The organism is Burkholderia sp. Bp8963, from assembly GCF_003854275.1.
Classification (GTDB): domain Bacteria; phylum Pseudomonadota; class Gammaproteobacteria; order Burkholderiales; family Burkholderiaceae; genus Burkholderia.
On the sequence record NZ_QTQP01000074.1, the window covers coordinates 1 to 20,801 of the forward strand.

At 66.2% G+C, this 20,801-nt stretch carries 20 protein-coding genes; 2 read left to right on the plus strand and 18 right to left on the minus strand.

Annotated features, from left to right (window positions below):
* The 12 genes from DID96_RS34360 to DID96_RS34415 all read right to left on the minus strand — a co-directional run.
* A partial coding sequence (locus DID96_RS34360) for a helix-turn-helix domain-containing protein (RefSeq protein WP_260463770.1) occupies positions 1-187 on the minus strand: 187 nt, incomplete at its 3' end.
* Between the two features lie 176 nt (positions 188-363).
* A complete protein-coding gene (locus tag DID96_RS34365) occupies positions 364-1,200 on the minus strand; it encodes an alpha/beta hydrolase (protein WP_124603639.1) in 837 nt (278 codons plus the stop codon).
* Positions 1,201-1,588: 388 nt separating this feature from the next.
* On the minus strand, positions 1,589-2,023 hold the full coding sequence (locus tag DID96_RS34370) for a ParB N-terminal domain-containing protein (protein ID WP_124603640.1): 435 nt from the start codon (positions 2,021-2,023) through the stop codon (positions 1,589-1,591).
* Entirely contained in the window at positions 2,020-3,081 is a 1,062-nt protein-coding gene (locus DID96_RS34375) for an ABC transporter substrate-binding protein (RefSeq protein WP_260464124.1), read from the minus strand. The genes DID96_RS34370 and DID96_RS34375 overlap by 4 nt, the downstream gene beginning before the upstream one ends.
* Positions 3,078-4,154 (minus strand): iron ABC transporter permease, encoded by a 1,077-nt coding sequence (locus DID96_RS34380; RefSeq protein WP_124603641.1) that lies wholly within the window; start codon positions 4,152-4,154, stop codon positions 3,078-3,080. The genes DID96_RS34375 and DID96_RS34380 overlap by 4 nt, the downstream gene beginning before the upstream one ends.
* A complete protein-coding gene (locus tag DID96_RS34385; protein ID WP_260464125.1) occupies positions 4,151-5,113 on the minus strand; it encodes an iron ABC transporter permease in 963 nt (320 codons plus the stop codon). The genes DID96_RS34380 and DID96_RS34385 overlap by 4 nt, the downstream gene beginning before the upstream one ends.
* Positions 5,114-5,229: 116 nt before the next feature.
* Entirely contained in the window at positions 5,230-6,606 is a 1,377-nt protein-coding gene (locus DID96_RS34390; RefSeq protein WP_124603642.1) for an MATE family efflux transporter, read from the minus strand.
* Positions 6,603-7,640: a cysteine synthase family protein gene (locus DID96_RS34395; RefSeq protein WP_260464126.1), complete on the minus strand. Its 1,038-nt coding sequence runs from the start codon at positions 7,638-7,640 to the stop codon at positions 6,603-6,605. Before DID96_RS34395 ends, DID96_RS34390 begins: the two co-directional genes overlap by 4 nt.
* A 2-nt stretch (positions 7,641-7,642) precedes the next feature.
* Positions 7,643-9,025 carry an alanine racemase gene (locus DID96_RS34400; RefSeq protein ID WP_124603643.1) on the minus strand — a complete coding sequence of 461 codons (1,383 nt, stop codon included), beginning with the start codon at positions 9,023-9,025 and terminating at the stop codon, positions 7,643-7,645.
* Complete coding sequence (locus tag DID96_RS34405) at positions 9,019-10,056, minus strand: ornithine cyclodeaminase family protein (protein WP_260464127.1); 1,038 nt, start codon at positions 10,054-10,056, stop codon at positions 9,019-9,021. Before DID96_RS34405 ends, DID96_RS34400 begins: the two co-directional genes overlap by 7 nt.
* A 16-nt stretch (positions 10,057-10,072) precedes the next feature.
* Positions 10,073-11,143, minus strand: coding sequence for a TauD/TfdA family dioxygenase (locus DID96_RS34410; protein WP_124603645.1), 1,071 nt, complete (start codon positions 11,141-11,143; stop codon positions 10,073-10,075).
* 146 nt (positions 11,144-11,289) lie between these two features.
* Positions 11,290-13,443, minus strand: a complete 2,154-nt coding sequence (locus DID96_RS34415) for a TonB-dependent siderophore receptor (protein WP_260464128.1) — start codon at positions 13,441-13,443, stop codon at positions 11,290-11,292.
* 437 nt (positions 13,444-13,880) lie between these two features.
* Here DID96_RS34415 and DID96_RS34420 point away from each other — a divergent pair, with 437 nt between their 5' ends.
* Together DID96_RS34420 and DID96_RS34425 are read left to right on the plus strand one after the other, a co-directional pair.
* A complete protein-coding gene (locus tag DID96_RS34420; protein ID WP_124603647.1) occupies positions 13,881-14,498 on the plus strand; it encodes a LysE family translocator in 618 nt (205 codons plus the stop codon).
* Positions 14,499-14,608: 110 nt separating this feature from the next.
* Complete coding sequence (locus DID96_RS34425; RefSeq protein ID WP_124603648.1) at positions 14,609-14,857, plus strand: hypothetical protein; 249 nt, start codon at positions 14,609-14,611, stop codon at positions 14,855-14,857.
* A 72-nt stretch (positions 14,858-14,929) separates the two neighbouring features.
* Here DID96_RS34425 and DID96_RS34430 read toward each other — a convergent pair whose 3' ends face one another.
* The 6 genes from DID96_RS34430 to DID96_RS34455 all read right to left on the minus strand — a co-directional run bounded on the left by DID96_RS34430 (position 14,930) and on the right by DID96_RS34455 (position 20,668).
* Positions 14,930-16,288: an MFS transporter gene (locus DID96_RS34430; protein WP_124603649.1), complete on the minus strand. Its 1,359-nt coding sequence runs from the start codon at positions 16,286-16,288 to the stop codon at positions 14,930-14,932.
* 286 nt (positions 16,289-16,574) lie between these two features.
* Positions 16,575-16,961 (minus strand): 4-carboxymuconolactone decarboxylase, encoded by a 387-nt coding sequence (gene pcaC, locus DID96_RS34435; protein WP_124603650.1) that lies wholly within the window; start codon positions 16,959-16,961, stop codon positions 16,575-16,577.
* Between the two features lie 10 nt (positions 16,962-16,971).
* Complete coding sequence (gene pcaD / locus DID96_RS34440) at positions 16,972-17,757, minus strand: 3-oxoadipate enol-lactonase (protein WP_124603651.1); 786 nt, start codon at positions 17,755-17,757, stop codon at positions 16,972-16,974.
* Positions 17,757-19,130, minus strand: coding sequence for a 3-carboxy-cis,cis-muconate cycloisomerase (locus DID96_RS34445; protein ID WP_124603652.1), 1,374 nt, complete (start codon positions 19,128-19,130; stop codon positions 17,757-17,759). Before DID96_RS34445 ends, pcaD begins: the two co-directional genes overlap by 1 nt.
* 84 nt (positions 19,131-19,214) lie before the next feature.
* Positions 19,215-19,871 carry a CoA transferase subunit B gene (locus tag DID96_RS34450; protein ID WP_124603653.1) on the minus strand — a complete coding sequence of 219 codons (657 nt, stop codon included), beginning with the start codon at positions 19,869-19,871 and terminating at the stop codon, positions 19,215-19,217.
* A 68-nt stretch (positions 19,872-19,939) separates the two neighbouring features.
* On the minus strand, positions 19,940-20,668 hold the full coding sequence (locus DID96_RS34455) for a 3-oxoacid CoA-transferase subunit A (RefSeq protein WP_124603654.1): 729 nt from the start codon (positions 20,666-20,668) through the stop codon (positions 19,940-19,942).
* Positions 20,669-20,801 lie beyond the last annotated feature (133 nt).

Genomic DNA, 20,801 nt, shown 5'->3' on the forward strand with positions numbered 1-20,801 from the left:
GGGCAATGCGCTTGCGCCACAGGCAGACCGTTTGCACCGAGACACCCAGCTCCCGCGCAATCACCGTATTGGAGTGACCCTCGTGGGCCCACAACGCGATCCGCGCCCGCATCACGTCTCGCTGCGTGGCCGTCTTCCGCTCAATCAGCGATCGCAGTTCCTGTCGTTCTTTATTCGCCAGCTTCACTGGCGTTGCATGTCGGCCTCGGCTCATCCAGATATGATAACCGAGGCAGTTATTTATTCAATCTATTTACGGGATGTTGTACTAGACCAAGGTGATGAACGCAGATCGGTTCGACCTGGCGTAATCCGGAACGCGGCATGGCCCCGCAGCGACAGTTCGCTGCGGGGCCATGCGCGTCAGCCTTTGTCGAGATTTCCCGCTGCTGGTGCGAGCGCCCAGTCGAGCGCGAAGTCGGCGACCTCCTCCCAGCCCTTCTCGCCGCAGGTGTAGTGACTTCGGCCTGCGAACAATTTGTATGCGGTGATCGCCTGCGATTGCTTTGCGTTCTTCTCGAAGTTCTCTTGCTGTACGGCCGGCGGCAGGATGTTGTCGTTGCCGCCGGCGATAAAGAGCAGCGGGGCGCGCTCGTTGTTCGCAAAGTTGTAGGTCGTCGCAGCGTTTGGGGTGACGTTCGCGAACCCGCCTTGAAACAGCATTCGCCCCGACACGGGAACGGCGTAGCGGTCGTAGACAAGCTTCGATTCTTCGACGCTCAGGTTGTTCGTAAACGCGTAGTGAAAATCTTCCTCGGTGATCGGCACGGCGCGATGCAGATTGGCGGGGTTGTGCAGGACCGGGAACGTCGCCTTGATCTCGCTGAACGGAAGCGCCCAAACCCCCTTCACCGCGGCACCGTCGATGGATACACCGGCTGCGCCGAAGCCGGCGTCGAGAAGGAGCTGAACAAAGGCCCCGCCGAACGAGTGCCCCATGATGATCGGTTTCGTGTCGAGCGCAGCGATGACCTCGGCCAAGTGATCGTAGACCTCGCGCACGCCCAGATCCGCCAGCGGCGACGGATCCCGCCGGAGTGCGTCGACGCCGGCAGTACCCGGCTCGATCCCCGGGTACCCAGGGGTAATCACCGTCATTCCGCGCTGCTCGTAACGGGCGACCCAATGCTCCCACGACAACGGCGTCATCCAGAGACCGTGGATAAGTACGACCGTGTCCGTACGCGCTTCTGGCTGCATATGCGTGCTCCCATGACCGTTAGGTTAGGACAACCGTGCCTGTGCTCATCGCGATTTTCGGAATCGCGCCTGATGTTATCACCGGCGTGACTGCCCGTTCATCAATGCTGCAGCCGAGTATCCCGACGGCGAGATTCGCGACGTCATCGACAAGCATGGGGCCTGGTTCCGCCAGAAGCTCGGTGCCGTCTGCTGGGGGCCTGGCCTGCGCTGGGGCGTGATGGGTCCGAACCGGCTGTTCCATCTCGGCGGCGGACATCTTTTCCGAGATGACTGCAGGTCGCTTCCGAAACGGTTTGCCACACACTAAACAAATCAGTATTGCAAATCATAAATACTTTGATTTCCCACGTGCCCCGGGACGGCTACGCAACCAGGCAGGCGAACATCACATGGAAAGTGCGGTGATGTCGATACTGCATACCGGCAACGACTGCGGAAAGATATGCCGCGTTGTCTTCGGCGGATACAGCACACGGGCCCGGGAACGCGCAACGATCTGCTCGCCGTCGACCCGAAAGTCCGGTCGCCGCGTCTCGACGCCGACCTGCGCGTAATCGAGCAGCACGCACGGCACGCGCTGCAGCGACAGACGCCGCGCTGCCGCCAGCCGGTGATGCCCATCCATCACCGCGAGGCTTCTGCGTTCGAGCACGATTGGCGCAGTCCAGCGGCCGCTGCGCTCGATGCTGTCCAGCACTTCGAGCACGCGTGTCTCGTCGTGTTCTTCGTTTGGCAGGATCTGTTCGGTTGGAATCAGTTCGATGGTCCAGGTGTCATGCTGCATGGCGCGATCCTTTGAAGTCGATGTAACGGAAATCAACCCGCGCGGCCCAGATACGACGACGCGATCTCACGCAGGTCGGGTGGTGCGAACAGGTCCGGATGCAAATGCGCGGCGGCCTCGGCCAGCACCGCATGACGCGCAATCGGACCAAACGATTCGATCCAGTGATCGCCGACTCGCACGATCCGCACGCGACGCACGGAGATCAGGTGGCGCCACACCGGGTTCGTTTCGAAGCCGCGCGGCCCGCCGTCGTCGTATACGAAGATCGTGTCCGGCTCCGCGATCAGCAGCGTCTCGAGGCTCATCTGGAACGCGGTGTTGTCGCGTCGCGACGGCAGCGGATTGCGTCCCGCAACGTTGACTCCGCCCAGCGCATTCAATAGCGAGCAGGTCATGTTCTCGTCGTAGAACGCCCACGGTGCGGAGCCTGCTCCCCAGACGAACAGGTACCGATGTGCGCGGCGCGACCCGATACGGGCGCGGAATGCCGCGCACACGCCGGCAAAGCGCCGGTTGAGTGCTGCGGCGGCCTCGGCCCGATCCAGTGCCGCGCCGACTAGCGCGACGCTGCGGTCGCTGTCCTCCCGGATCTCCAGGTCGAGCGCGAGATACGGCGCGATTTGTTGCAGCCGCGCGGCGTTCGCCTCGGTGTAGCGCCGAATCGCGATGATCAGATCGGCATGCGTGCTCGCCAGCAACTCGAGACTCGGGCTTGCGCGCTGGCCGAGGTCGATCACACGATCCATTCGATCGAGCAGATACGAGGGCCGGCGGCCGCGCACGAGGAACGTCGAAGCGACCGGCTGCACGCCGAGCGCGAGCGCCGTGTCGGCGCCGAAATACGAGATCGTCGCGAGCCGGCGTGGCGCAGCATCGAAGCGCAGCGACACGCCGCGATCGTTCAGCACGCTGTACGGGGCAGCCTGCGCCGCTGCACGAACAGGCCACGCCAGCATCGCCGCGAGCGATGCGGGAAACGCGAGCGCGAGCGCGCGGCGCTTACGATCGGTCATTGGACACCTTTGCGACAGGTTGTCGACGATGCGGCGCGCACCGTATCCAGGCGAGAGTTCGCGGGCAACGAGTGTCATCGGGAAGATCGGGAAAGCAGATAGAGAAAGAGCGGCGCACCGAAGAGCGCGGTGACGGCCCCCACTGGAATTTCGGCCGGAGCAATCACGACACGCCCCGCCAGGTCGGCGAGCGCCGTGATGAGCGCACCGCCGAGCAACGCGAACGGCGCCTGCCGCGCGAGCGGTCCGCCGACCGCGAGCCGTGCGAGATGCGGCGCAATCAAGCCGACGAACGCGATCGGGCCGGCAATCGCCACTGCGCAGGCTGCCGCGAAGCCCGCATACACGATCGCGACAACGCGCCAGCGCTCGACGTCGAGACCGACGCTCGCCGCCGCATCGTCGCCGAGCGACAGCACCTGCACCGCGGGCAGGATCGCCGGCAGCAGCGCGATCGTCGTGGCGGCCCATGGTGCGAGCAGCCACACGTGCTGCCAGCCGCGCGCGTACAGGTTGCCGGACAGCCAGGTGAGCAGCACTTCGACGCGGCTCGAGCCCCAGCCCGCAAGAATCGTCATCGCGACCGCATACAGTGCGGCGCTGACGGCGACGCCCATCAGGATCAGCCTGAATGGCGCCGTGCCGTTGCGCCACGCGAGCGCATGAACGCCGAGCGCCGCACCGACGCCGCCCAGCAGCGCGACGACCGGCATCCACGTCACGTCGTATGCGTCGAGCCGGCTGCTGTCGAGCGAACCGGAAAAGTTCGCGACGAGCAGCAGCACCATCACGCCGAGCGTCGCGCCGGACGACACGCCGATCACCCCAGGCTCCGCAAGCGGGTTGCGCAGCACAGCCTGCAGCACGAGCCCGCTCGCCGCAAGTTGTGCGCCAATCATCAGCGCCAGCAGCACACGCGGCATGCGCAGCTCCCACAGCACGAATGCGGCGTCGTTCGCGCCGTCGCGATGGATCAACGCCTGCACCGCGGCCGTCAACGGGAAGTCGGCCGCGCCGAATCGCACCGAGAGCATGATCGTGAGTGCCAGCGCCGCCGCCCCGCCCACGCCGCGCATGATTGCGCGCAGCCAGATCGAGCGTCGCGCGCCCGCGTCACGGTCACGTACCGACAGGTTCGAACCGCTCGTCATGACGATGCTCCTTCGTCACGCCGGATCATCGCGATCAGCAGCGGTGTCGCGACCAGCGCGGTCAGGAAGCCGACCGGCAGCTCGCGCGGCGCCGCAACCGTGCGCGCGACGAGATCGGCGGCCGCGACGAGCAGCGCACCGGCCAGCGCGGTAGCGAAGAGTGTTCGCCGATACCCGCCGCCGAGCGCGAGACGCGCCAGATGCGGCACGCACAGCCCGACGAAACCGACCGGCCCTGCAATCGCGACCACCGATGACGACAGTGCGACGGCGATACCGCCAAGTATCAAACGCCAGCGCATAAGATCGAGGCCGACGCTCTGCGCGGCTTCGTCGCCGAGCGCGAGCGTGTCGATCACGCGCGCACATGCGAACGCGGCGGCGAGGCCTGCGAACGTCCACGGCGCCACCATCGCGACCTGCTGCCAGCCGACGCCCGCGAGGCCGCCGGCCAGCCAGTAGAACAACGGGCCCGCCTGCGGGCCCGCCGCGATCATCAGCGAGATGACGCCTGCGCTACCGAGCGCGGCGATCGTCGTGCCGGCCAGCGAAAGGCGCAGCGGCGACAGGCGCGCGCGCCATGCAAGCGCAAACGTAAGCGTTGCCGCCCCGCCGCCACCGCCCAGTGCGACGAACGGCAGCGCGCCGGCCGGCACCGCCGGCGCCAGCACGGTCGCGGCGACGACCGCGAGCGACGCGCCGCTGACGACGCCAGTCAGCGTCGGGTCGGCAAGCGGATTGCGCGTGATCCCCTGCATCAGCGCGCCGGCCACCGCGAGACTTGCGCCGACCAGCAGCGCCGCGACGAAGCGCGGCAGCCGCAATGCATGGACGATCTGCGCGGCAGGCGAAGCGCCGCCCGCCAGTGCGTCGAGCGCGGCAGCCGGGCCGAGCACGAGGTTGCCCGCGCACAGGCTCGCGAGCGCGACGACACCCAGCCCGACGATCAACAGGCCCACGATCGTGGCGACGCGTACCCGCGGCTCATCTGACGCGCCGGGCGGCGAGTGTCGCGCGCAAAGGCCATCCGGCGGAGGTTCACTGGACACCCGCCATTGCGTCCCATCCCGCTCGTTCATGATTGACCCGCGGTCGCCTGTTTCGCCAGCGTGCCCAGCCGGTACTCGAACTTGCGCAGCAGCATCGTCGCCGTCGCGGCCAGTCCGATCGCGAGGCCGATCCAGATGCCGTAGATCCCGTAGCCGAGCATCACGCCCGCCGCCCACGCGACCGGCAGGCCGATCATCCAGTAGCCGACGATCGAGATCCGGAACGAGCTCTTCACGTCGCCGAGCCCGCGCAGGATGCCGACGCCGATGTTCTGGCTGCAATCGAAAATCTGCAGCAGCGCGGCGATCGTCAGCAGGCCCGTCGCAAGCCGCAGCACGTCCGCGTTTGCCGCCGCGCCGTGATCGAGGAACGGCGCGAGTACGTGAGTCGGTGCGACCAGATACGGCAACGCGACGATCAGCATTGCAGCAACGCCCAGCGCGAGCCCCGTATAGCCGAGGCGCCGCGCGCCACGATAGTCATGCTCCGCACACGCATGGCTGATGCTGATCGACGACGCGTGCGACAGGCCGACCGAGATCATGAACACGATGTAGATCACCTGGTTGACGATCGTCTGCGCGGCGAGCGCGTCGGTGCCGAGCGTGCCGATCACGAGCGTGAGCACGGTGAAGAACGCCGCTTCGGAACCGTAAGTCGCCGCGATCGGCAAGCCCATCTTCCAGGTACGTGCGAGCGCCTCCCGATCCGCTCGCCATGCGGCGAGCGACAGGTGTTCGGCCAGCTCCGCGCGGCGCTTTGCGATCGCGAGAAATGCGACGAACGACAGCAGGTACACCCCGCTCGTCGCACACGCAACGCCGGTCAGGCCAAGCTCGGGGAAGCCGAAGCGGCCGAACATCAGCGCGTAGTCGAGCGCCGCGTTGACGACAATCGACACGACGGTGATCGCGAGCAGCGGTCCTGGCTTGCGCAGCCCGACCGTATATTGCCGCAGCGACTGAAACCAGAGGCACGGCAGCATGCCAGGCGCGGCAGCCGCAAGATAGAACGCGGCCTGCCGTGCGACGGCCGGGTCCTGGCCGAGCCAGACGAGCGGCTTCTCGACGAACAACATCAGCAGCGCGAACGCGAGCGCTGCAAGCGTCGACAATGCAAAGCTCGCTCGCACGAGACGCATGATCTGCGTATGGTCTTTCTGCCCGTTCGCGAACGCAACAAGGTTGCCGGTGCCCGTCACGAGCCCCGTCCCCATCGTCCGCAACTGGTTGAAGATCGTCAGCGCGAGGCCGCCTGCGGCGATCTCGCGCGGACCGAGCATTCCCATCATCACGATGTCGGTGGTGGTCAATGCGACCTGTGCGAGCTGCGTGAGGATGAGCGGCCCGGCCAGCGCGCCGATATGCGTGGCGTCGAGCCAGAACTGTCGATGAAGCTTCATGCGGCGTTGTCAAAGATGGGATCGAGTTCGCGGGCGATGGAATCGTCGAGCAGGTCGCGCTCATGCATCCATTCGTCGTTGAATACGGTATCGAGGTATTTTTCGCCACCATCGCAGACCAGCACGACGAGCGTCGAATCGGGCGGCAGCGCGTCGAACATCTTCAGCGCGTGCCAGATCACGCCGCCCGCCGAGCCACCGACGAGCAGTGACTTCTTGCGGGCGAGGTAGCGTGCGGTGTTGAATGCGGCCGCGTCCGTCACCTTGACGCCCTCGTCGAGCAGCGCGTAGTCGACCAGCGCGCCGATTTCCGCGCCGGGCGGCGTACCCGTGCCCGATTGGTAGTACGAGCCGCCTTCGCCGCCGAACGCGATCGACCCGACCGGCTCGACACCCACCACGCGAGGCACCGGACCCGTCGCGCGAAGCTCGCGTGCGGTGCCGAACAGCGAGCCGCCGGTGCCGACCGAGCCGACCAGGTAGTCGATCCGCTCGCCGAGGGTGTCCCGCAGTTCGAGAGCAAGCCCGCGATAGCCGTTGCCGTTAGCCGGATTGTTGTGCTGCTCGGTCCAGATGCTGTCCGGATCGTCGGCTGCCATCCTCTCGGCAAGCGCCTCGCGGTCTGCCGTCGCAAGTGCATCGCCTTCGCTCACGTAGACGAGCTCGGCGCCGAACGCCTGCATCGCGCGCAGCTTGTCTTTCGACGCGTGGCAGTCGACCACCGCCGTAAACCGGTAGCCGCGCTCGGCAGACAGCAGCGCAAGGCCCATGCCGGTGTTGCCGGACGTCGATTCGATCACGCTCCCTGCCGGCCGAAGGCTGCCGTCCTGCTCGGCTTCGTCGAGCATCTGCCGCGCCATGCGGATCTTGGCGCTGCCGGTCGGATTCGTCGACTCGAGCTTGAGCAGAATGCGCGCGCCGTTGGCGCCGCGAATCAGCTCGAACAAAGGCGTGCGGCCAATGAGGTCCGATACTTTCGATACGATCGCCGGCACGGTGATCGTCGGTTGTTCACCCAGGAAACGCATATTCATCGTCAGGCTCCGGAAAACGGGGAAAGGCGATCGACGCGCCAACGCGGACGCGCGCCATCGAGGGTTACGACAAGCTTCGGGGGCAGCGGCAACTCATGGAACGGCGATTCGTTCGAATCCATCTGGTAGCCGGCCGTGTTCGGGTACAGCAGCAGGTCGCCGGGTTCGGGGCGCTGCGCGAACGCGACCTTGCGCCAGGTGATCATGTCCGAGTCGAGGCAGCTCGCACCGCCGACGCAGGCACGGTAAGGCCCGGATGCTCGGGGCGGCTGTTCGGGTTCGCGTGCGGCCGTCAGCAACTCGGGATCGGGCAGGAATTCGCTTGCGAACCATTGTTCGGAGACACTGAAGCTCGTGCCGTTCACGGTCGCAATACCGTAGTCGCCGCGATCCTTCACACCCTGCACGGCAAACACCGTGAACCCCGCCTGATCGAGCAGCGCACGCCCGGGCTCGAGCATGATTTGCAGTCCGTACTCATTCAACAGATCGCCTAGCGGCTTCGATTCGCCGTCCGGGACGCCGGCCAGAATGGCGTCGAGCATCTGCGCGCCGCTACACGCCGAGTGATACGGATAGAAGCCGTCGAACACCTTTTTCGCGTGGTAGTCGTCCGGACCCTGCGCCGCCTGGAACGCACGCCAGTCGTCCGAACTCGCGTACGACATCGCGAAGCCGCCGCCAATATTGATCGTGTGTGGCACGAGATCGAGCGCGCGCGCCGACACGCACGCGCGCACCGCGATCCCTGCCTGATTGCAGCGCGCCTGCGCGCCGTAGCCGGACAAGTGAAACGAAAAACCCTCGAACGCCAATGCCGAGCCGTTCGATGCACACATCGACAGCGCGGCGTCGAGCGCCGCAGCACTCAGGCCAAACCGGCTCCCGGTCTGCGCGGCCGGCTCCATACGCAGCAGCACACGCGCGATGCGCCCGGATTGCTGCGCAATCGCGATCAGACGACTGAGCTCGTCCGGACTGTCGATCGCGATCAACGCATCGTGCAGCACCGCGAGCCGGAGCAGATCGCTCGCCTTCGCGGGACCGGAGACGCCGATATCGGCGCCGCAGACGCCTGCGGCCAGTGCGTCTGCGAACTCACCCAGGCTCGCGACATCGACACCGATCTTGCACTCGGCGGCTGCACGCACGAAGCAGCGCGCCTTGTTCGCCTTCTTCGCGTAATACACGCGGCCCGGTACTTGACGCGCTTCAAGCACGCGTTGGAATGCCGCGACATTGCGCGCGAATCGCTCCGGAAACAGCAGGTGTATTGGCGCCTCGAACCCGTTCGCAAGTTCGTGGATCATCGCTTCATGCTCATCCACGAAATCGCGCAATGCCGGATCCCACAACGCGGGCAGGCGCGGAACATCGCTCACCATAGCTCGACCTCCTTGCCGAATCCCTTCGCACGCGCCGCGTCGGCCAGCACGCGACCGAGCGCAATGTCGGTCACGATCATCCCGCTGTTGAACGCGTACACGATCTCGTCATCCGCACGGCGTGCCGGCTTGCGGCCGAGCAGGATGTCCGGCAGCTCCGCATCGACGGGCGGCAGCTTGCCTGTCTCGTCGACGAGATCCACGCCGGTCACCTGCATCTGCGCTTCGCTCGTCGCGATCCGGTAGTCGGCGTAATGGAGCGCGTCGGCGTAAATGCCGTAGCCCACCAGCAGCGCCAGCGCGCCGGGCTTCAGCGCGGCGTGACGCACCGCTTCCGGCGCGCCTGCACCTGCCACGCCGAGCACGATGTCCGCCTGTCTTGCAGACGCGTCGAGGTCCGTCGACACCTCGATGTCACGGTCCGGGTGAAAGCGCTTCAGCGTGTTGCGGACCGCATCGATGCCTTCGTCGTAATGGCCGTGCACGATCACGCGCTCGACGTCCGGCAGCGCCGTCAACAGGAATGGCGCAGCCATCCGGCCTTGCGTGCCGGTGCCAACGACGAGCGCCGTTCGCGCGTGCGGCGCAGCCGCGCGCGCGATCAGCGCCGAGACGGCCGGCGTGCGCAGCGAGCCGACGAGGCTGCCGTCCATCATCGCGACCGGCAGGCCGGTCTCGTCGTCGAACAGCAGCAATGTCGTGTAGTACTTCTGCAACTCGCGGCTGTGATCGGGGTCGTGCTTGTACGAGGTCTTGAAGCCGACCGTCTTGCGTCCGCCGTCGCGCCCCAGCATCGAGTACGCGACCGAATGCTTGTCCGCAGGCTGGCTCATCAGCTTGCGCGGGTTGTCGGATTCGCCGGTGCCGAGACCGAGATACGCACGCTCCACGGCATCGAGCACCATCGCCGGGTCGTAATCGAGTTCGTCGATCACGCGCTTGCCAAGCACGAGCAATTGCGACGGCTGCGACGCGAGCCGCGGGCACACGTCCATGTTGGTTTCGGCCGCTTCGGTCATATCGAATGTCATCGTATTCATCCGTGCCTCACAGGATTTCGCGCGTCGTCGGCGCCTGCCGGAACGGCAGCGTCTCGCGCAGGTTGACGTGAACGTTGACGCGCCGCAGCCAGCGCTGGCGCGGTCCGTAGTTCGGGTGATAGACGGTGCGCCCGTGCACCGCGCGCTTGTTGTCGACCCAGACCATGTCGCCCGGCTGCATGACGACGCTGGTCTGGTGTGCATAGCAGGCTTCGATCAGCCAGCGCAGCGCATGCTCGGCCTCGCGATCACCGGGAAGCGCTGCCATGAACGCCTCGTCCACGCGCAGCCACGGCTTCGCACGCAGGCCAGACAGCGCCGGCACCGGCTCCGGGTTCTCGTGCATGCGACGGATGTGTTCGAACACGTGATCGTCGAGCCGCCAATGCTCGCTGACGTTCTGCTCGGGCAGGTGCGACTTGTCCGGCAGGATCGTGAAGCGCGGCGCGCTCAGCACACGCCACAGGTCGTCCGGGATCTCGATCTCGTCGATGCCGCAGAAGATCGTCTCGGCACGTTCGTCATTCCGGTAGCAGAGAATCGACAGGAAATCGGCGCGATGCTCGTGAAACGCCTCCTCGTTGTGCCACACTAGCGTCACGCTGCTGCCGCCACCAAGCTGCTCCGCATGGTCCCTCCTGATCGGCACGATGTGGCGCAGAAAGCGGCCGTTCTCCTGCGTGCGCCAGCCGAACATGTCGCCGAGCAGCGACGTCATCAGGCATTGCATCGCTTCTTCGAGAAGCGACGGCGGGTTGCGCCAGGATGCATCCCAGTGCGACGGCGACGGGCCGATGCGCGCGTCGTCGACCGGCATGCCGCGCAGCAGCAGCACGCTGCATGGCAGCTCGAGTTGCCGATAGCGCTGCGCGAGCGCGCGCAGCGAACGCGGCAGTTCCTGTGCGGCGAGCATGCAGTCGTGCGCGAACGACGTACTTTCGACGCTGTCGTGATGCGCGATCAATTCCTGCGCGACTTCCGTGAGGCCGGTGACCTCGTCGTCACGCAATTCGTAGATCGCAAGTGACTTCGAAACCGGCCGCAGACCGGATGGATCGATGCCTTCAGCAAGATTCATGCGTTTCCCTCGTATGAAAACGGGCGACGCCGTACCGGCGGTGCGGCGGATGCCCTGCGGACAACCTGTTTTCGTGGGGGGAGACGGCTGGCGTGCTCTGCGGCCCGTCCAATCGCCGTCGTCTCTCGTTCTGTCGATGCTTTGCGTTACATGTCGACCTGCGCGGACAGGAAGAATGTGCGCGGCTGGCCCGGCCAGACCGAGTTGTAGTTCGCGGCCGCCCAATAGCGCTTGTCGGTCAGGTTCTGCACCCCGGCGCGGAAGATCGTCGTGTGACCGCCGATGCGCGTCTGGTAGCGCGCGCCTGCATCGAAGCGCACGTACCCCGGCAGCGATACGGTGTTCGCCGCATCGAGCGGCCGGCTGCCGACGTAGTAGACGCCCGCGTCGACGTTGAGCCCGCGCACGGCCGCGATCCGGTAGTCGAGGAACGCGCTCGCCTGGAACGTCGGCACGTTCGCGGCACGTTTGCCGTTCGTCGCCGGGTCGCCCGTATCGTCTTGCGCGGTATGCAAGTACGCAGCGCCGGCCACGATCGACAGGTCACGCGTTACGCGGCCGTTCGCGGTCAGTTCCACGCCCGTATGGCGCTGCGTGCCGGCCTGCACGTAGTAGTTCGCCGCGTTCACGTACTGCAGTGTCTTCTCGATACGGAACACTGCGGCGTTGACCGTCAGGTCGCGGCCGATGTCGGCCTTCACGCCCGCTTCGTATTGCTTGCTCTTCACGGGTGCGAGGTTCTCGCCTGCGTTGAGCGTGTTGTACGGCGCGACGCCGCCCTGTTCGAAGCCTTCCGAATAGCTGACATAAGTCGACAGCGACGGCAGCGGCTTGAAGATCAGCCCGGCCGACGGCACGTTCACGCTCGTCTCATAGAGCGACTCGGTGCCCGACGGCGCATACGAGTCATCGCGGTAGCGCACGTGACGCAGGCCGAGCATCACGCTCCAGTGCGAGCCGATGTCGATCAGGTCGCTGATGAACACGCTCGGCTGGAAGTTTTTCGTGCGGGTCTTGCCCGGGAACGTCGTCGTCTGCGCCGGCGAATAGACCGGATTGAAGATGTTGCCGACGGTGATCGGCATCACGCCGAACCCGCCTTGCTGCGAATCGTAGTTGCGCGTCGACACGCCCGTCACGAGCTGGTGCGCAAGCGGTCCCGTGTTGAACTTGCCGGTCACGAACGTGTTCGTCGACAGCACGCGGAAGCTCTGGTCGGGCGACAGATAGATGTCGCCGCTCAGGATGTTGCCGTCCGCCGCGACCGAGTAGACATCCGGAAACGCCGCGTCGCGGTTGTTGTACGACTGCGCGACCTGCGTCGTGAAGGTCCAGTTGTCAGTCAGCTTGAAATCGAACTGGCCGCCAACGTTGAACGTGTTGGTCCGGTATTGCAGCCACGGCTGCCCGAGCAGCGTACGCGGGTCGAACTGCGGCGGCAGCGAGCCATCAGGCTGCGTGCCGATCACGGGCTGCGCGGCGAGCCGCTTGTTCTGGTAGTCGAAATTGAAACGCAGCAGCGCGCGCGGCGAAATCGCCCAGTCGAGTGCGCCACTCACAAATGTGCGGCGCAGGTCGCCCGAATGGCCGAAATTGCCGACCTTCTCGCCGGCCACGTTGAAGCGATAGCCGAACTGGCCGTCGCCGATCGGGCCGCCCGTGTCGACGGCGCCATAGTAGCCGTCGTAGCTGCGCACTTCGCTGGTGACGGTCGTGAAGCGGTCGCGGGTCGGGCGCTTGAGCACATAGTTGACCGTGCCGCCCGGCGAGTTCACGCCATACAGGAAGCCCGACGGCCCCTTCAGCACGTCGATGCGCTCGACGTTCTCCAGTGGCAGATCGTAGTAGGGCGCAACCGGCATCCCGTCGCGCCGCATCGTGTTGGTCCAGTCGACCGGAAAGCCGCGGATACTGATGTTGTCCATTGCACCGCCGACCGCGGTGTTCTGCACCGAGGGATCGTTCTTCAACACGTCCATCAGCGTGCGAGCGCGCTGCGCGTCGATCAGTTCGCTCGAGTAGGACGCCACCGACAGTGGCAGATCCTTCGGATCCTTCGCGCCGAGTGCGCCGACGTTGACGTCGGGTACCGCATACAGCGACGGGCGGCTGCCCTTGACGGAAATCGCATCGAGCGTCGCTGCGGCGGCAGTCGCCGCATCCTGCGGCGCAACACCTGACGCGGCCTTGTCCCGAGCGGTTTCCGCGCCCTTGCTCGCGCCCTCTTGCGCGTGGACATGCCATGATGCGAACGCCAGTGCGCACGCAAGAATCAACTTGTCCTGGCGACGCGCCGGCACTCGTCGTGCGACACACGCCGCCCCCTCCAAACCCTCTGCATTACTGATCAACAGCATCGCTCTGCTTCCGTTCTGTCTTATTTTGAAAATCGGTCAGCGCCCACTCGGCGATGACAATTCCGCTGAACTCCAGGTATCGCGTGTTCGATGTATCCGGGCGACATCGGAGCGACTGCGCGGCGCGCAGATTTACATCCTCGGCCCTACGATCCGTACGATCCGCCGCTCCAGTGTCCTGCGTCCGGAGCAAAGCCGGGCATCCCGTAGATCGAAATGAGAATTATTCCTTTTTGAGATAAAAAGTCAACTACAAACAACACATCCCCCCACCACCCCTCCCCCGTACCGGCAACCGTCAAACAAACTGTACCGGTACCGTACCGCCAACCGTCGCTAAACTGCCTCCATCCCCCGCTTCACCGATGGAGAACACCACCATGGAATTCCTCACGCTGAGCGCGCTGCCCGCCGGCATGCTGTTCGCGCTCGTCACGTCGATCACGCCCGGCCCGAACAACACGATGCTGCTCGCATCGGGCGTCAACTTCGGATTCCGCCGCACGATGCCGCACCTGTTCGGCATCAGCATCGGCGTCGCGATCCTGATGCTGTGCGTCGGTTTCGGCCTCGGCGAAGCGTTCAAGCGCGTCCCGGTGCTGTACACGATCCTCGAGATCGCAAGCGTCGCCTACCTGCTGTATCTCGCGTGGCGGATCGGTACGTCGGGCGAGGTTCGCGCGAACGGCGGCAAGGCGCGACCGATGACGTTCATCGAAGCCGCCGCGTTCCAGTGGGTCAACCCGAAGGCATGGATGATGGTGCTGACCGCCGCGACGACGATCCGGCTGTCCGCCGACTACGGGATGAACGCCGCATGGATGGCCGTCGTGTTCATCCTGGTCGGCTTCCCGTGCATCAGCCTGTGGGCCGCGTTCGGCCTCGGCTTGCGGCGCTTCCTGTCGAACCGACGCGTGCTGCGCATGTTCAACGTCACGATGGCAGTGCTGCTGATTCTGTCCCTGTATCCGCTCGTCGAGCACCTGCTGCCGCAGTGAGCGCACGCTAACGCGCGCCCGTTGAGATTCACCGTGTGCAGGCGTACGCTTGTATTCCGGGCGCGCAGAACCGCTACGCCGGTCGAGCCGCCACTGTCGGGAGACTACCGATGAAGCCAATGCTCAGGACGGGCGAACACATCGAAGGGATGCACTGGATCGCCGAATATCACCAGCTGACGCATGACATCCGGGTATTGCGCGAAGACATCGAGGTCGGCACGTATTGCGCGCCGCCGACCCTGTTCGGCGAAGAGGAGGACATGGGCGCCCCCAACCTCGCCGATCATCGCAGCCGCGATGCCGCGCTCCGCGCGTATCTGCGTCACTTCGTCAAGGAACACGACGCGGAAGAATAGCGGCGCGCACGTCGTCTGACTGCATCGCCGCCCGGCTGGCGGCAGCGCGAACGTGCTGCCGCGCCACCTCGATCAGTGTCCAAGCGTCTGCGCACCGGTCGGCGTCTGCTCGACCTCATGCGGCCGCGCCATCTGCTTGATCAGCAACGCAACGCACGACAGCACGCCAGCCACGGCAATCGTCGCGAACACGCCCGCGAACGTGAAATGGCGGCGCGTCAGTTCAGCGACGAGGAACGAACCCGCGATCCCGCCGAAGCGCCCGACACCGAGCATCCACGCGACGCCGGTGCCGCGCCCTTCCGTCGGATAGAACGCCGCGGCCAGCGCCGGCATCGACGATTGTGCGGTGTTCATCAGCACGCCGGCGACGAACACGACCAGCACGAGCAGCCCGACGTTGCCGGCAGCCTGCCCGATCGCGTAGACGCTGACGGCCGTCAGCGCATAGCACACGGCGATCACGCGATTCGCGTTGAAGCGGTCCATCAGCACGCCGCACAGCACGGCGCCGACGCCGCCGAGCGGGAACAGCGCCGAAATCAGCGTCGCACGCTGCGGCGACAGGCCCGCCTCCTTCAGCAGGATCGGCATCCAGTTGATCGACGCGTAGAAGATCACGAGGCCCATGAAGTACGCGAGCCACAGCATCACCGAACCGACGATGTACGACCGCGACAGCACGACGCCGAGCCCCTTGCTGCCCGTGTGCGGCGCGGTCTCGGTCATCGCGAACGAGCCGGCGTTCAGCGCATCGCGCGAAATGCGCACGAGCGTCGCGCGGATCCGCTCGACGGGCTGGCTGTTCGCGACCATGAAGCGCACCGATTCCGGCATCTTGACGAGCAGCAGCACACCGAGCACGAGCGGCGTCACGCCGCCGAGCATCAGCACGCTGCGCCAGCCGAAATGCGGAATCATCCATGCGGCGAGGAAGCCGCCGAAGGCCGCGCCGAGCGGAAAGCCGCAGAACATCAGGTTGATCACGGTTGCGCGGCGCTTGTCCGGGCAAAACTCGCCCATCATCGTGACCGCGTTCGGCATCGCGGCGCCCAGCCCGACGCCTGTAACGAAGCGCAGGACCGTGAGTTGCCCGATGCTCGTCGAGAACGCGGAGGCGAGACAGGCGACTCCGAACAGGAATACCGAACCGAGCAGCAGCGAGCGGCGCCCGAGGCGGTCGGACAGCGGGCCCGACACGAGCGCGCCGCATGCGAGCCCGAACAGCGCGGCGCTCAGCACGGGCGCGAGATCGGGCTTCGTCAGATGCCATTCGGTCAGCAGCGATGGCGCGATGAAGCCGATCGCGGCGGTATCGAAACCGTCGAGCAGCACGATCACGAAACACATCGCGAAGATGAGCCACTGAAAGCCGCCGAACGGCTGCTCGTTGATGAAGGTCTGTACGTTGACGACCGAGTTGCGATTCATCGCTAGTCTCCTGTCGACCAGAGTTAGCGCTTTAGCGCTTACTCTGGTCCCATGCTTCGCGGTCGACCAGCGTTGGCGCTTCCGCGCCTACTCTGATCCCGTTCGAAGCCGATCTGTAAACGGCGCGGCTCTTGGGCCGCGTCCTTCCTTTGTTTGCGCACCGCAACCGGTGCGCACCGCGCCGAAGCATCGCCGGCGCGGCTTTACATCATCGATCGCATGCCGCGACGTGTGTCGTGACATGTAACCAACCCGGCGTCAGCCGGCCGCACCCAGGCGGCCGCACCTAGGCGGCCCCATCCTGTTCCTTGAAAATCTTGTCCGCAAGATGGAACGCCGAGTTCGCCGCCGGCACGCCGCAATAGATCGCGGTCTGCAGCAACACCTCCTTGATCTCGTCGCGCGTCACGCCGTTGTTGCGCGCCGCGCGCAGATGCAGCGCGAGTTCCTCGCCGCGGTTCAGCGCGACCATCATCGCGATGGTCAGCAGGCTGCGCGTGTGGCGCGGCAGCCCGTCGCGCGTCCAGATCTCGCCCCATGCATAGCGCGTGATCAGGTTCTGGAATTCGTCGTTCACCTCGGTGCGGTTCTCGAGCGAACGGTCGACGTGCGCGTCGCCGAGCACCGCGCGGCGCACCTTCATTCCCGCTTCGTAACGTTGCTGGTCGTCCATCGCGGGCTCCTCAGGCGGTCAGGAAATCGAGCAGCGCGCGGTTGAAGCCGTCGGTGCATTCGATGTTCGAAATGTGCGCGGCATCGAATTCGACGTGCTGCGCGCCGGGAATCGCAGCCGCGAGCGCGCGGCCCTGGTCGGGCGGCGTCGACAGGTCCTGCGTGCCCGTCACGACGAGCACCGGCAGCGCGATGCCCTTCGCTTCCTCACGCAGGTCGGCCGCATCGAGCGCGTCGCAGTTCGCCGCATAGCCGTCCTTGTCGGTATGCACGAACGTGTCGCGGATCGCATCGATCAGGCGTGGCTCGCGCTCGGCGAACGCGTTCGTGAACCAGCGCGGCAGCACCGCATCCGCGAGCGCCGCCATCCCTTCGCTGCGCGCCTTCTGCGCGCGCGGCCCCCACACTTCCGGCGAGCCGATCTTTGCGGCCGTGTTCGCGAGCACCGCGCGCCCGATCCGCGACGGAAAGCGCGCGGCGAGCGCGGCGCCCGTCAGGCCACCCATCGAGATCCCGCAGAAATGCGCGCGCGCGATGCCGACGTGATCGAGCAGGCCGATCACGTCGCCCGCGAGCTGGTCGACCGTGTACGAGCCGGCCGGCGCGGCCGAGTGGCCATGGCCGCGCGTGTCGTAGCGCAGGATGTTGAAGTGCTGCGTGAGCGGGCGGATCTGCGGCGCCCACATCTGCAGGTCGGCGCCGAGCGAGTTCGAGAAGACGAGCCACGGCGCGTCGTCACGCGCGGCGCGATCGATCCGGTAGTGCAGTTGCACGCCGTTGACAGTGGCGAAAGGCATCAGTGTTCTCCTTGTGGAATCGCACTCGCACAAGCGGCGAGCACGGCGTCGACGTAGGCCTGCGCCTCGCCGACGTAATGTGCGGGATCCAGCAGCCGCGCGAGCGCATCGCGCGACAGATGGGCGGCAACAGCCGGATCGGCGGCGAGCACGTCGAACAGCGTCGCGCCGGTGCGCACCGCTTCCTTCGATGCGTGTTCGACGACGTGGTGCGCATCGAGCCGGCCGATCTTGTCGCCGAGCGCGAGCATCACCGCCTCGCCGAGAATCAGGCCGCGCGTCAGGTCGAGATTGGCGGCCAGGCGTTCGGTATTGACGTCGAGGCCCGCGACGATCTGCGCGATCTGCGCGAGCGCGCCGCCCGTCAGGCGCGCAAGGTCGGGCAGCGCGTCCCATTCGGCCTGCCAGCCGCCGAGCGCGCGCTCGTGCTCCTGGACCATCCCCGCGAACACCGTCGCGACGAGGCCCGGCGCACGCACCGCGGCGGTCAGCACCGCCGCGCAGCCAACCGGGTTGCGCTTGTGCGGCATCGTCGACGAGCCGCCCTTGCCGGCCGCGGCCGGCTCGCCGAGCTCGCCGACTTCCGTCTGCATCTGCAGCGACACGTCGCGCGCGATCTTGCCGAGCGTGCCGGTCAGCATGCCGAAGCACGCAGCAGCCTCGGCGATGCGATCCCGCTGCGTATGCCACGGCACATCCGGCACCGCGAGTTTCAGGTCGTCGGCAAGCGCTGCCGTCACGCCGCGCGCATGCTCGCGCAGGCTCGCGAGCGTGCCCGCCGCGCCGCCGAACTGCAGCACCAGCGCCCGCGCGCGCAATTCAGCGAAACGCGCGCGGTGACGCAGCAGCGCATCGAGCCATTGCGCAAACTTGAGGCCGAGCGTGATCGGCAACGCCTGCTGTAGCCAGGTGCGGCCGATCGTCGGCGTCGCGCGATGTGTGCGGGCGAGCTTGGCAAGCGATGCGCACGCGTCGTCGAGCATCGGTTCGAGCAGGTCGAGCGTGTCGCGCAGCTGCAGGACCGTCGCGGTATCGATGATGTCCTGGCTCGTCGCGCCCCAATGCACGAATTTCGCGGCGTCGGGGTCGTCGGCCTTCACGCGCGCGGTCAGCTGCCTGACGAGCGGAATCGCGAGGTTACCGCCGAGCGCGGCATCGCGCGCGAGCGCGTCCGCGTCGAGCCGGCCGGCATCGCACGCGCGCTCGATCGGCGCGACCGCGGCAGCGGGAATCACCTGCTGCGCGGCAAGCGCGCGCGCGAGCGCCGCCTCGACGTCGAGCATGCGCTGGAGGGTCGCGCGGGGCGACCAGATCCGGTTGAGCGGCTCGGTGCCGCAGATGAGGGAGGTCAGGCGGGCGCTGTCTTCGAGCATGGCGTCAGGATGGGAAACGGCGTGCGCCTATTGTCCACCGAAGCTCGCCGGCGTGCGCTTCGGCGCACACCGGCTGCTTCCGGTTCAGGCGGCGGCCTTCTGCGTTGCGTCGATGAGCGGCACGCCGGTCAGCTTCTGCAGCTCGTCGAACGACAGGTCGGTGAAGATCTCGGATACCGTGAGGCCGTCAGGCGTCACGTCGAGCACCGCGAGATCGGTATAGATGCGGCTCACGCACTGCACGCCCGTGACCGGGTACGAGCACTGCGCGACAATCTTGCTCTCGCCCTGCTTCGTCAGGTGCTCCATCATCACGAACACCTGCTTCGCGCCGATCGCAAGATCCATCGCGCCGCCGACGGCGGGAATCGCGTCGGGCGCGCCGGTATGCCAGTTCGCGAGGTCGCCCGTCGCGGACACCTGGAACGCGCCGAGCACGCAGTAATCGAGATGGCCGCCGCGCATCATCGCGAACGAATCGGCGTGGTGGAAATATGCGCCGCCCGTCAGCAGCGTCACGTGCTGCTTGCCGGCGTTGATCAGCTCGTCGTCTTCCTCGCCGGGCGCGGGCGCCGGGCCCATGCCGAGCAGGCCGTTCTCGCTGTGCAGAAAGATTTCCTTGGCCGGATCGAGGTGGTTGCCCACCAGCGTCGGCACGCCGATGCCGAGGTTCACGTACGCGCCTTCGGGAATATCCTGCGCGACGCGCTTGGCCATTTCATCGCGGGTCAGTCGTTTCATCTGGGTTCTCCTGTCGACCGGAGCCAGCACTTTGGCGGCTACTCCGGTCTCATGCATGGCTCGGGCGGTCAGTCGGCTTGGGACGCGGCGCGTTCTGCGGTGCGTTCGGCGGCCAGTTCGGCCGCATGCGCGGCCTGCGGCACTTCGACGATCCGCTGCACGAAAATGCCCGGCGTCACGATGTGTTCGGGGTTCAGCCCGCCGAGCGGCACGACTTCCGATACCTGGACGATCGACACCTTCGCCGCGCTCGCCATGATCGGCCCGAAGTTGCGCGCGGTCTTGCGGAACACGAGGTTGCCCCAGCGGTCGCCCTTGTAAGCCTTCACGAGCGCGAAATCGGCGTGGATCGGCTTCTCGAACACATAAAGCTTGCCGTCGATCTCGCGCGTTTCCTTGCCTTCGGCCAGCTTCGTGCCGTAGCCGGTCGGCGTGAAGAACCCGCCGATGCCGGCGCCCGCCGCGCGGATGCGCTCGGCCAGGTTGCCCTGCGGCACGAGTTCGAGCTCGATCTCGCCCGCGCGGTACAGCGCGTCGAACACCTGCGAATCGCTCTGGCGCGGGAACGAACAGATGATCTTGCGCACCCGCTTCGCCTTCAGCAGCGCCGCGAGACCCGTCTCGCCGTTGCCCGCGTTGTTGTTGACGATCGTCAGGTCGCGCGCGCCCTGCTCGATCAGCGCGTCGATCAGCTCGGACGGCATGCCGGCCGTGCCGAAGCCGCCGATCATGATCGTCGCGCCGTCGTAAACGTCGGCGACCGCCGACTGAAGCGAATCGAAAATCTTGTTGACCATGTCTCTTCCTGATACGTACCCGCGGCACGATGCGCGGCCTGTCGATGGAACACGCGTGGGTCGCGTGCCGCGCCGGGCCCGTATCCGGATCCGGCATTTGTTCGCTAATCGAACCTAGATTCGATTAGCGAAC